This window comes from Nonomuraea gerenzanensis (assembly GCF_020215645.1).
In the GTDB taxonomy this organism is placed as follows: Bacteria; Actinomycetota; Actinomycetes; order Streptosporangiales; family Streptosporangiaceae; genus Nonomuraea; species Nonomuraea gerenzanensis.
The window spans coordinates 166,335-178,096 of sequence record NZ_CP084058.1 but is presented as its reverse complement, the minus strand read 5'-3'; the positions used below and the strand labels follow the sequence as shown (position 1 = coordinate 178,096).

Genomic DNA, 11,762 nt, shown 5'->3' with positions numbered 1-11,762 from the left:
GTCACGTCGGATCACGAAGCTTTTTCAGCGTCTGCTGGGCAAGATCTGACGGTAATCCGCTGATGATGGCGTCGGCCGCCTTCGGGGTGCCCGACTGCAGCAGCGCCTCGGCCAGCGCGATCCGGGCGGCCACGTCGTTCGGCGCCCAGTTCAGCGCGGCGCTGATGCGTTCGATGGCGCGGGTCGGGTCGCCCTGCGCCAGCCACAGCAGGCCGTCGGCGGTCAGCGCCCTGGCCACTCCGTCGAAGCGCTGCCGCTCGGCGAAGATGCCCGCCGCCTCCTCGCAGTACTTGCGGGCGGTGTGGATCTCACCCCTGGCCGCCGCCACGCTGGCGAAGATCTCTGCGGCCTCGGCGCGTACCCAGGAGGCGCCCGCGTCGGCGGCCCGCACGGCCGCGTCGGCCAGGCGCCTGGCGCCCTCCCAGTTCTGCTCCTGCAGCGCCAGGCGGGCCTCCCGCAGGGACGACTCGGGCGCGTCGGAGCGGGAGACGGGGCCGATGAGCCGGTCGTGGGTCAGCTCGTACCAGCGGATGCCGAGCCGCTGCTCGGCGCGGAGCAGGTGGCGGTCCTCCAGGGCGCGCACGACCTCGTTGGGCATGCCCTGGGTGGTGCGCAGCCCCTCGTACACGGCGTTGCGGGTGCCGTGCTCGGTGATGAAGACGTTGCGCATCCAGAAGCGGATCTCGTTGGCCGGCACCCGGTGCTCGCGGGCGACGTCGGCGATCGTGCGCTTGTAGAACTCGAAGAGGAACTCCTCCACCTGGGCGTACAGGCGGGCGTGGTCCTCGGTGATCTCCGTGACCTCCGCCGGGAGCGACTCCCACAGCGCCGAGCACACCACCTGGAGCTGGATGGGCTCGACGGTGTCGAGCTGGATGGTGGAGGTCTCGCCGATCTCGTTGACGTAGTCGACCGTGCGCAGCTCGTCGATGAGCAGGTCGGCGGCGGCCCGCGTGATGGTCCGGTGCGTGTGGATCAGCGGCTTGCGCACCGCCTCCTTGGCCTTCTCGGGGGTGAGAGGGTGCAGGTGGAAGCGCGCCCGCGAGCCCTGCCCGATCGGGCGCTCGTAGGGCAGCACGAGGAAGAGGTACTCCTCGCGCAGCGAGAGCAGGACGTGCAGGCCGGGGTGCGTGCGCACGGCGGTGGCCAGCTGCTCCAGGAAGACCTTGCGCTCCTTCTCCAGGCGCGGGGAGCCGTGGAAGATCTCCTCCGCCTGGTCGACGGCCGCCAGCATGGGCACGGGGTCGCCGTAGAGGTCGGTGCGCTCGGGCCTGCGCCGCAGGTACTCGGAGATCGTCAGCGACGCCGGCCGGCGCGCGTCGAGCTCGGGCTCCCACGACGACAGCAGCGCCACCACGTACGGGTTGCCGCCGGACTCGGAGGGGGCCAGATGGGAGCCGATCCGGGCGACGGGCAGCACGTCGGCCCGTTCGGGGTCCAGTAGCGGCAGCACCCCGGCGTGCAGCAGGGAGGTCTTCCCCACGCCCGAGGCGCCGTAGAGCACGGTCAGCCCGGTGGCCTGCCAGAGGGTGGCGACCTCCTGCGCCTCCCGCTCGCGGCCGTGGAACAGCGCGCTCTCCTCCCGCCGGTAAGGGCGGAGCCCCACGTACGGGTGCACATGCGGATCCAGCTCTGGCACGCGGCCGCCCTCACATCCTCCAACGCAGTTGCTCGAAGAACTCCTGCGTGGTGCCGATGAAGATCGTGATGCTCCAGTCGTTGAGGTACTTCTCGAGATATTCGCGCGCGCGGTCGGCCGCGTCGGCCACGGATTCGTTGAGATCCGGCATCAGTTGCACGCTGATGTGCCGCCGCCGCATGATCAGCGGCATCGCCTTGAGCAGCCCGTGGAACAGCACGCGGAAATTCCAGTCCTGGAGGCTGTAGCCGACGAAGAGCAGGGGGTGGGAGGTCATCGCGCGGATCACGGTGCTGGGTAAGGGGGGCTGGTCGTTGGCGGCGCGGGCCTCGACCATGTTCACCAGGTACGTCAGATAGTCGTCGTCGGTGAGCACCAGCGAGCCGGGCTCGTCCCAGCGGCCGTGCAGATGGTAGATCAGCGGCTCCTCGTGCGTCGGCAGGTCGAGGTGCGGCTCTTCCTCCTCGGTGTCCCACCATTTGGGGAACGTGCTGGTGGGGTTCTTGCGGCACGACTTCTCCTGGAGCAGCGCGGTGGCCATGAAGTCGTCGTAGTTGGTGGTCAGGAAGGTCCTGATCGGAAACTGCGCCAGCACCTCGTGCGGGTCGATCACGGGTGGGGGGTCGTCGGCGGGCGGCGCGTACTCCTGCAGATAGCTGCACACCTGGTGTTTGAGATCGACCGGATCGCCGTTGGCCGTGACCGCGTAATGCATGACCCGGGGCAGGTTGTGCACATCGGTGAAAGGATATTTATAGATGCCGGCGAATTTTTGGCTGAGCTGCCTGCCGGTCGGTAACCGTCCGGAACACGCGCCCGCACCGAGAAGGGGCGTGCAATCCCCGCGACGCAACTGTCGGACCAGCCGGTCCCAGTCGGCATCCTTCACGCGCCCATCCCGACATCACATCGTGTGCCTGAGAATTAAAATTGCCGTAACACAATGGCGTTGGTTCAGGCTAAGACCTCGCGCCGGCGATTCATAGCGCCGACTGGAAACCCGCCACCGGGCCGGAGCCCGTCTCTTCCACCAGGCGGCGCAGGGCCGATGTCAGGGGAGTGGAGGGCAACCCGTCGAGGTCGCTCAAGCTCCATCCGCTGACATCGATGAGACCTCCGCCGTATTCTCCTTCTGCGCTGTCCATAACACTCTCCGGGCCCGGATGACAACTGTGCGGGTCTCATCCTCGCACGGTTGAGAACTCAAGGCGAGACTGGCAGTCTATGGGCTTCACCTGCATCTGCACGACGTCTAAGCTCGATTAAAGCCCGGGGCTAGCGGAGGCGGTAATCGTGTCGGTTTCGCACTATTCGCCGGAATCCTCCGGACAACTTCCCGCCATCTGGGGCCGGGTCCCGCAACGCAACATGAACTTCACGGGGCGTTCCGATCTGTTGCGCGCGCTGCACGACGGATTGCTGTCCGACGTCACCGCCGTCGTCCCGCACGCGCTGCACGGGCTGGGCGGTGTCGGCAAGACGCAGCTCGCGATCGAGTACGCCCACCGCTTCCGCAAGGAGTACGAGCTGGTCTGGTGGATCCCGGCCGACCAGCCGATGCTGGTGAAGTCGTCGCTGGCCGGGCTCGCCCGCGAGTTACGCCTGCCCATCGGCCCCTCCACCGGGGTCGAGGAGGCGGCCGAGGCCGCGCTGGACGCGTTGCGCCGCGGCGTGCCGTACGCCAAGTGGCTGCTCATCTTCGACAACGCCGACGAGGTCGACGAGATCAACACGATCGCGCCCAGAGGCCCGGGGCACGTGCTGATCACCTCACGCAACCACAGCTGGCAGGGGGTCGTCGACACCCTGGCGGTCGACGTCTTCCCCCGCGCCGAGAGCATCGAGTTCCTCACCAAGCGCGTGCCGCACGGCATCAGCGAGACCGAGGCCGACGAGCTGGCAGAGGCGCTCGGCGACCTGCCGCTGGCCCTGGAGCAGGCGGGCGCCCTCCAGGTCGAGACCACGATCTCGGTGAAGGACTACCTGCGGCTGCTGGACGAGCAGACCACCCGGCTGCTGGGCACCAACAAGCCCGCCGACTACCCGCTGTCGATGTCGGCCGCGTGGGCGCTGTCGGTCTCGCAGCTCACCACCCGCATGCCCATCGCGGTCGAGCTGCTGCGCTGCTGCGCCTTCTTCGGCCCCGAGCCGATCCCGCGCGACCTGTTCGACCGGCTGCCCCCCGAGTTCGCCGAGGGCTCGAAGCTGGCGGAGACGCTGGCCGACCCCATCGTGACCAGCCGCATCCTGCGCGAGCTGGGCCGGTTCGCGCTGGTCAAGATCGACTCTGCGAGCCGCACGCTGCAGATCCACCGGCTGGTCCAGGCCCTGCTGCGCGACGACCTGGCGCCCGAGGAGCGGGTGATCATGCGCAACGAGGCCCACCTGCTCATGGCCGCCGCGACGGACCCGTACGAGCCCGACGACACCGCCGCCTGGCCCCGCTACGCCGGCCTGCTGGGCCACGTCACGCCGTCGCAGGTGGACCACTCCGAGGACGAGCGCATCCGGCGGTTCACGCTCACGATGATCCGCTACCTCTACTCCTCCGGCGACTTCAAGTCGGCGCAGATGCTGGTCGACCGGTGCATCTCCCAGTGGCGGGCCACCAGCGGCGACGACGACCAGAACGTCCTGTCGGCGCAGCGCCACCTGGCCATCGTGACCCGCGAGCTGGGCAACATCGCCGAGTCGTTCGAGCTGAACCAGCGCCTGCTGGTGCAGATGCGCGAGGTGCTCGGCGAGGATCACGAGGAGACGCTGCTGCTGCTCAACAGCCACGGCGCCGACCTGCGTTTCCGCGGCGACTTCGCGGAGGCGCTGCAGCACGACCTCGACTCGCTGCGCAGGCACGAGGAGGTCTTCGGGGCCGAGCACCGGCGCACCCTGCGCGCGATGAACAACCTGGCCCTCGACTACCTGCTGCTCGGCAACTACGAGCGGGCCCTCGACCTGCAGTCCACCACGTTCCGCCTGCAGCGGCGGCCGGGCTCCGGGGCCAGCAGCATGAACGTGCTGTCGTCCTGGAACGGCCTGGCCCGCGTCGTACGGCTGAGCGGCAAGTACCGCGAGGCGTGCGACCTCGGCGAGGACGCCTACGAGTACGGCGTCGAGCAGCTAGGCGTCGAGCACCCGTGGACGCTGCGCGTCGCCAAGGACCTGTCCATCGCCAAGCGCCGCGACGCCAAGGCCGACGAGGCCCTCGATCTGGCGCGGCGCACGTTCGAGCTGCAGCAGCGCAGCGCCGGCATGCACCACCCCGACACCCTGGCGGCCGGCCTGTGCCTGGCCAACGCGCAGCGCGCGTCCGGCGAGACGGCCGAGGCCCTGAGCCTGCTGGAGGAGCTGACCCCGCAGTTCCAGGCCATGTACGGCGCCGACCACCCGTTCAGGTACGGCTGTGACACCAACCTCGCCCTGCTGCTGCGGGTCAACGGCCGCGCGGCCGAGGCGGTGACCCTCGACGGCCAGGCCCTCGACGGGCTCGACCGGCGACTGACCCGCGACCACCACTTCACCCTCACCTGTGCGATCAACCTCGCCAGCGACCTGGCGGAGACCGGCGAGCACGAGCAGGCCAGGCTGCTGGGCGAGAACACGCTGGGCCGGCTGCGCGAGCTGCTCGGCCCCGACCACCCGCTGACCCTGGCGGCGGCGGCGAACCTCGTCGTGGACCTGACCAGACTCGGCGAAAAGAGCGCGGCGGAGACGCTCAAGGCCGACACGCTGCAGCGCTACCTGCGCGTGCTGGGGCCGGGGCATCCGGACGTGGACGTGGCGGAGCAGCGCCGGCGCCTCGACTTCGACTTCGACCCTCCGGTGCTATGACGCCGCGGCCACCCGCGCCTGGTCCTGCAGGAGGTCGACGACCGTCTCCACGTCGTTCGCGCTGACCGTCTGATGCAACCCCTTGAGGATGTCGGCGTCGTCGAGCCGGACCCCGCGCCTCGTCGCGTAGAGAACACCCTCGTCGCTGAAGAAGAACGACCAGTCGGGGAACGCGGTGCGGAGCGCTTCTACGTCGTAACCCACTGTAGTCATGCGGTCACTCTAACGAGCCGCCCCAGGCCGGTCCACCCCCCGTTTTCCGGCGATATCCGGCCGTCCCGGGACGGCGCCGACTACGCAGCGTCCTCTCTCCATAACCACCAGCCAAAACTAACTAATTGCATTAATCTAGCGACTGTGAGTAACGGGAACCTCGCGCGCGTCCTGCATCGCATCGGCCGCCGCGGCGCCTCGCTGGCCTTCGTGGGCCTGCTGTGCTTAGCGATCGCCGCCTCGCTGGCCTTCCCTCCCGCCGAGCAGCGGGCCGCTCCCAACTACGTCGCGCTCGCCGCCGTCGCCCCCCTGCACCTGTGGGCGCTGGCCTGGTGCGGCACGGGCCTGTTGTGCCTGGTGCAGATGTTCCTGCGGTCCGACCGCATCGCCTTCGCGGTCGCCACGGCGCTGCTCCTGCTGTACGGCTTGGTGTACCTGATCTCGACGTTCACCGGCGACAACCCGCGCGGCTGGGTGGGCGCGGCCGTCTGGCTGGCGTTCGGCGGCTGGATCGCGCTGATCGCGACCTGGCCCGAGGCCGCCACGGCCGACCGGGTGACGGGCGGCGCGGCGGTCATCGTCGCCGACGCGAACGGACTCATCCAGTCGTGGAACCCGCAGGCGGCGAAGCTGTTCGGCTGGAGCATCGACGAGGCGGTGGGCCGGCCCCTGACGATCCTCATGCCGCCGCGCCTGCGCGACCAGCACACCGAGGGCCTGGCCAAGGTCCGCGCCACCGGCGTGTCCGCGCTGGCGGGCCGCATCATCCCGCTGGTCGGGCTGCGGCGCGACGGCAGCGAGTTCCCCATCGCGCTGACCGTCAACGCCTGGCACAGCGACGACGGCATCGCCTACACCGGCGTCATCAGGCCCATGCGAGGCGGCGATGCTGACTGACATCCTGATCCAGGTGGCGATCGGCGCCGTCCCGCTCGGGGTGGCCTACCTCGCGTTCCGCTCGGCCACCGACGCCAACAAGAAGACGCACCAGACCGCGCTGCTCCAGGTCGAGCGGCAGGCGGAGCTGGAGCGCTCCAAGGTGGACGCCGAGGCGTTCCTGCGTGCCAAGACCATCTACGAGGACGCCCTCGACCAGCTCGAGAAACAGCTCACCCGCATGCAGAGCCAGGCCGCCCAGGTGAGCGCCGACCTGACCGAGGAGCAGACCTCCTCCTCGGCCATGCGCGAGCGCATCCGCCGCCTGGAGGCGCAGATCCGCGCGCTCGACCGCACGGTGGTCACGCTGCGCACCCAGCTCCTGGCAGCCGGCCTGTCACCGGCGCCGGCCTCGGAGACCACCGGGCCCTACCAGCTCCGGCACCCGCAGCAGGAGTGAACCCATGGTGGACAACGGCCCGGCCCGTCTGTCACCATCGATGACATGATCATGCGAAGGGAGGGCGCCACCGCCCTCGATCGGTGAGCGCTCACGCGCAGCGGGAAGCTGCCGAGATCCGCGAGCGATGGCTGGGCCGAGCGCTTTCGACGCTGCCCGCCGACCGTCCGGCCGCCGAGGCGGCCATCTCCGCCCTGTACCACCTGATCGGGCTGCCGCCACCCCGCTTCCACTGGGCCGCCTCGCCCCTCACCGCGCTGGCGACCGTGCCACCGGGCCTGGGCCCGGCGCGCAACCTGGAGCGGGTGGCCGAATGGCCGCTGCCACCCCGGCTCACCGCGCTCAGGAACGAGCTGCGCCGGGGCGTCGACGCCAAGGTGCGGGGCCTGCAACAACCACTCGACCAGCTCATCCGGCGCAAGGTGCAGGCGCCGCTGACGCAGGGCGGCGAGGCCTGCCTCCTGCAACCGCTCCGGCGTGCCCACACCGGGGACTTCCCCTGGTCCAACCGCTGGTACGACAGCCAGCTCGTCGCCTGGATCGCCCACTACGACGCCCTGCGCCGGGTGGCCGGAGTGGTGTTCACCGCCGAGCAGCTCCGGCAGTGGCGGCTGTGGGCGACCGTGGCCACCACGTGCCAGTGGTGGTGGCCGGACGAGCACGTGTGCGTGGTGTCCGAGCGGCCCGTCGCCCTGCACACGGAGGTGTCCGGCGACGACGGCCGGGTGCGGCTGCACCACGCGGACGGCCCGGCCGTGCGCTACGCCGACGGCTGGGCCCTGCACTCCTGGCACGGCACCAGTGTGCCGGCCTGGGTGATCACCGGGCCGACCGTCGACCGCATCATGGCCGAGACCAACGTCGAGGTCAGGCGGTGCGCCATCGAGAGCCTCGGCTGGCCCGAGTACGTCGAGCAAGCCGGGCTGCGACTGGTCGGCACGGCGCCCGACCCCGGCAACCCGGGCTCCGAGCTGCGGCTCTACGACATGCGGCGGGAGACGCGGGTGCTCATCGCGGTGAACGGCTCCGTCGAGCGCGACGGCCGGCGCCGCCGGTACGGGCTGACCGTGCCCGGCCACTTCACCGATCCGCTCGCCGCCGCCGGCTGGACGTACGGACTGTCCGCCGAGCAGTACTCCCGACTCCTGCGCAGAACCTGAAGGTGATGACCATGACCATGACCCTCGCCGAGCTCACCAGCCGAACCGGGCTCACGGTGCTCGACCACCTCGAACAGTCCGTCACGATCCCCGTGCTCGACGGCATCCAGGCCCAGGGCGACCTGATCGTCATCCCGCTGCCCCTCCCGGACGTGCGCGACTGGGACGCCGGGTGGCAGCCCGTGCCTCCCGAGGGCGTGGAGCTGCTGCGCGGCGTGGCCGGCGGCAACCCGCACACGCTCGTCGCCGAGCCGGGCACCTGCCGCTGGTCCAGGCACGTACGCGACTGGCAGGGGCTGGCGATCGGCGTCTTCGACGCGAGCGCGCCCGTCTACCTGCTGCATCCCGAGCACGGCGGCTCGGGCTGCGCCCCCGGCAGGTACGTGGTGCGGCGGCAGCGCGAGCACGAGGGCGGCGGCTCCCGGCTAGTCGCCGATTAGCACGTCCGCGAGCAGCTCCGCCGAGCGCATCCAGGCCTTCCTGTCGGGCGCCGAGAACGCCACGATCAGCTCGTCGGCCCGGGAGTGCTCGGCGAACCGCTCCACGTACGCCTTCACCTCTTGCGGGTCGCCGACGGCCGAGTACTTGGCCATCTGCACGAGCTGCTGCCCGGCCGGGGAGTCGAGGATCAGGTCGGCCTCCTCGGTGGTGAACGTGCGCCCCCGGCCCAGGAACTTGCTGACCCGCAGCCGCTTGGAGGCCAGGAACTGCTCCTCGGCCTCCTCCGTGGTCTCCGCCGCGATCACGTTCAGCGCGGCGATCACGTACGGCTCGGCGAGCTGCGCCGACGGCTTGAACTCCTGCCGGTAGACCGCCACGGCCTCCTCCAGCGCGGCGGGCGCGAAGTGCGAGGCGAACGCGTACGGCAGGCCGAGCATGGCGGCGAGCTGCGCCCCGAACAGGGAGGAGCCGAGGATGTAGAGCGGCACGTCCGTGCCCTTGCCCGGCGTGGCGTGCACGCCGGGGATGCGGGTCTCACCCGTCAGGTAGCCCTGCAGCTCCAGCACGTCCTGCGGGAAGGTGTCGGCGGCGGCGGGGGTGCGGCGCAGCGCCCGCATGGTGTTCTGGTCGCTGCCTGGCGCCCGGCCGAGCCCGAGGTCGATGCGGCCCGGGTGCAGCGTCTCCAGCGTGCCGAACTGCTCGGCGATCGTCAGCGGGGAGTGGTTGGGCAGCATGACGCCGCCCGCTCCCAGGCGGATCGTCCGGGTGTGGGCGGCGACGTGGGCGATGAGCACGCTCGTGGCCGAGGAGGCGATGCTGTCCATGTTGTGGTGCTCGGCGTACCAGACGCGCCGGTATCCCAGCTCCTCGGCCCGCTGGGCCAGGGCCACGCTCGCGGCGAAGCTGTCCGCCGCGGTCTCGCCCTCGCCTATGTGTGCCAGATCCAGGATGGACAGCGGCAGAGCCATGAGTACGCGCCTTTCGCAGAGCGGTTGACCTGGCAGTGGACAACAGCCGCGAAAGGCGCGTTATTTCATGAGGCGGTACAGGCCACCGAGGCAGGGGTGCCGCTCTGCCCGTTGACGAGGAAGCCGAACGTGGTGCTCGCGCCGGCTGCCAGCGTGCCGTTCCAGTTGAGGTTGGTGACGCTGACGGAGCCGCTCGTGCCCGACAGGTTGCCGTTCCAGAGCTGCGAGATGCTCTGGCCGCCCGGCAGCGTCCAGGCCACCCGCCAGCCGCTGGTCTGCGAGGAGCCGGTGTTCTTCACCGTGACCTCGCCCTGGAAGCCGCCCGACCACTGGCTCGCCACCTTGTACGTGGCCGTGCACCCGCCCGGCCCCGTGGTGGGCGTCACGGTGGGCGTCACCGTCGGGGTGACGGTCGGCGTGGAGGTGCCGCCCGCCGCGACGGCCAGGTCGTAGGCCCGCTGCGGCACGAACTGCCCGGCGCCGGCGATGCACCCGTCGGCCTCGCCCGGAGGCTTGACCCACAGGTAGGCGGCGATGGCCGGGTCGCCGGTCTCCGCGGTGCTCCAGATGCCGGTGGCGCGGCCCGCCGGGTCGCACCACTCGCTGCCGGACGGGCCGTTGCCGTTGCGGCTGGTGTCGATGACCGCCTTCAGCCCGGACGCCCCGGTCGCCGAGATGATGCTCTTGGCGTACGACACCAGGCCCGGCGTGGCCCGGTAGTTGGAGGTGTTGACCGCGATGCCGTCGGCGCTGTTGGCCACGTCCGCGCCGACCAGCCTGGAGGCGGCCTCCGAGGCGGACAGCCAGCCGTCGTGCCCGATGTCGAAGTAGACCCTGGCCTGTGAGGAGGCCTGCTTGAGCCGCTTGCCCGCGTACGCCATCGACGCCTTCACCTGGGCCTGCTCCGAGGCGTTCATGCAGTTCGTCATGATGGCCAGGGCGTCGGGTTCGAGGACGATGGAGGCGGGCCGGCCCGCCAGCCCCGCCGCGATCTCGTCGATCCAGGCTCTGTAGGCCGTGTGGTCGGGCGCGCCGCCCGCGCTCGGGCCGCCGCAGTCGCGGTTCGGCATCGCGTACACGGCCATGATCGGGATCTTGCCCGCCGCCGCCGCGGCGCCGACGTACGCGTCCACCTGGCCGCGCACGGTCGAGGGGTTGTACGTGGCGAACCAGCGGCCCTGCGGGACGGCCGCGATGCGGTCCCTGATCACCGGGGTACGGCTGTCGTTGGGGTTGGCGGCCACCCACTTGGCGGCGTTGGTCTGCGGATCAACGTAGAAAGCGGAGTCGGCGGCCTGGGCGCTGGGGGTGGACACGATGACCGCCCCCGCCGCGGCCATGGCGGCCGCCGTGACGAGCACCGCCAACAGGGGCCTTCTGCGAGACATGTAGATAGCTCCGTCCGTCGAGTGGGAGCGCTCCCACGGGCACCCTCGGATGCTAGGCAGCGCTCCGGGGCGCGACAAAGACATCGGATCGGTCACCGAGGGGCCACCGCAGGTCAGCACCCTGATATGCGGTGAAACTTTCAACCGGCCAGGCACGCCTCGAAGACGGCGGTCAGCCGGTCGACGTCGGCGGGCGTGGGCTGCTCCGGCCCGACGCGGCGGCGCATCGCCCCGATGCCCAGCACGACCGACACGGCCATGCGGGCGCGCGCGTGCGCGTCAGGGCCGGTCAGGATGGCCTCCAGCGGGCTGAGCACCGCTGTGAGCAGGCGCTCCCTGGCCGCCGCCCGCACCTCTGGGTGGTAGGCGGAACGTTCGAGCGTGCGCAGGATCGGGCTCTCCGGCGGATGTTGCATGCGCTGGGCGGCGTACTCGGCCAGCCGCCGGGGCAGCTCCTCCGGACGGCCCGTGAACAGCTCGCCGAAGGTCGGCTCACCCTGGAGGACCGCGGCGAACAGGCCGGCCTTGGACCCGAAGTAGCGCCCCACCAGGGCGATGTTGGCCTCCGCCGCCGCGGCGATCATGCGGACCGTCACCTGTTCGTAGCCCTGCTCGCCGAACAGGGTGCGAGCCGCTTGCAGGATGCGCTCCCGGGTGGCCTCACGGTCGCGCGGCCTGGCCTCAGTCACCTGGGGGTTCATGCCCGCACTCTACTGAACGCACACCCGCTTGCCGCGCGGCTAGTAAACATGCGTATACTCAAGTCGGATAAAACTGTAAGAAGGGGAT

The 11,762-nt window shown here is 70.6% G+C and carries 12 protein-coding genes; 5 read left to right on the top strand and 7 right to left on the bottom strand.

Translation table 11 applies throughout. The features are described from left to right. Position 1: 1 nt before the first annotated feature. The 3 genes from LCN96_RS00960 to fxsA form a co-directional block, all read right to left on the bottom strand. Positions 2–1,639: a tetratricopeptide repeat protein gene (locus LCN96_RS00960; protein WP_225270696.1), complete on the bottom strand. Its 1,638-nt coding sequence runs from the start codon at positions 1,637–1,639 to the stop codon at positions 2–4. A gap of 10 nt (positions 1,640–1,649) precedes the next feature. Then, positions 1,650–2,528, bottom strand: coding sequence for an SIR2 family NAD-dependent protein deacylase (locus tag LCN96_RS00955; protein WP_225270695.1), 879 nt, complete (start codon positions 2,526–2,528; stop codon positions 1,650–1,652). 91 nt (positions 2,529–2,619) lie between these two features. Continuing rightward, on the bottom strand, positions 2,620–2,784 hold the full coding sequence (gene fxsA / locus LCN96_RS57295; protein ID WP_225270694.1) for an FxSxx-COOH cyclophane-containing RiPP peptide: 165 nt from the start codon (positions 2,782–2,784) through the stop codon (positions 2,620–2,622). A gap of 148 nt (positions 2,785–2,932) precedes the next feature. Here fxsA and fxsT point away from each other — a divergent pair, with 148 nt between their 5' ends. After that, positions 2,933–5,467, top strand: coding sequence for an FxSxx-COOH system tetratricopeptide repeat protein (gene fxsT, locus LCN96_RS00945; protein ID WP_263657425.1), 2,535 nt, complete (start codon positions 2,933–2,935; stop codon positions 5,465–5,467). On the opposite strand, the gene LCN96_RS00940 is transcribed toward fxsT, so the two are convergent. After that, positions 5,462–5,680 carry a hypothetical protein gene (locus LCN96_RS00940; protein WP_225270692.1) on the bottom strand — a complete coding sequence of 73 codons (219 nt, stop codon included), beginning with the start codon at positions 5,678–5,680 and terminating at the stop codon, positions 5,462–5,464. The two genes, fxsT and LCN96_RS00940, sit on opposite strands and share 6 nt — an antisense overlap. A 144-nt stretch (positions 5,681–5,824) precedes the next feature. Here LCN96_RS00940 and LCN96_RS00935 point away from each other — a divergent pair, with 144 nt between their 5' ends. From LCN96_RS00935 to LCN96_RS00920, 4 genes are all read left to right on the top strand, one after another. Next, complete coding sequence (locus tag LCN96_RS00935; RefSeq protein ID WP_225270691.1) at positions 5,825–6,577, top strand: PAS domain S-box protein; 753 nt, start codon at positions 5,825–5,827, stop codon at positions 6,575–6,577. Continuing rightward, positions 6,567–7,016 (top strand): hypothetical protein, encoded by a 450-nt coding sequence (locus LCN96_RS00930; RefSeq protein ID WP_225270690.1) that lies wholly within the window; start codon positions 6,567–6,569, stop codon positions 7,014–7,016. The genes LCN96_RS00935 and LCN96_RS00930 overlap by 11 nt, the downstream gene beginning before the upstream one ends. A gap of 83 nt (positions 7,017–7,099) precedes the next feature. After that, entirely contained in the window at positions 7,100–8,176 is a 1,077-nt protein-coding gene (locus LCN96_RS00925) for a DUF6745 domain-containing protein (RefSeq protein WP_225270689.1), read from the top strand. An 11-nt stretch (positions 8,177–8,187) separates the two neighbouring features. Further along, positions 8,188–8,616 (top strand): hypothetical protein, encoded by a 429-nt coding sequence (locus LCN96_RS00920; RefSeq protein WP_225270688.1) that lies wholly within the window; start codon positions 8,188–8,190, stop codon positions 8,614–8,616. On the opposite strand, the gene LCN96_RS00915 is transcribed toward LCN96_RS00920, so the two are convergent. The 3 genes from LCN96_RS00915 to LCN96_RS00905 all read right to left on the bottom strand — a co-directional run bounded on the left by LCN96_RS00915 (position 8,602) and on the right by LCN96_RS00905 (position 11,674). After that, on the bottom strand, positions 8,602–9,585 hold the full coding sequence (locus LCN96_RS00915; RefSeq protein ID WP_225270687.1) for an LLM class flavin-dependent oxidoreductase: 984 nt from the start codon (positions 9,583–9,585) through the stop codon (positions 8,602–8,604). The two genes, LCN96_RS00920 and LCN96_RS00915, sit on opposite strands and share 15 nt — an antisense overlap. A gap of 65 nt (positions 9,586–9,650) precedes the next feature. After that, positions 9,651–10,973 (bottom strand): glycoside hydrolase family 6 protein, encoded by a 1,323-nt coding sequence (locus tag LCN96_RS00910; RefSeq protein WP_225270686.1) that lies wholly within the window; start codon positions 10,971–10,973, stop codon positions 9,651–9,653. Positions 10,974–11,113: 140 nt separating this feature from the next. Then, a complete protein-coding gene (locus LCN96_RS00905; protein WP_225270685.1) occupies positions 11,114–11,674 on the bottom strand; it encodes a TetR/AcrR family transcriptional regulator in 561 nt (186 codons plus the stop codon). Positions 11,675–11,762: the final 88 nt, after the last annotated feature.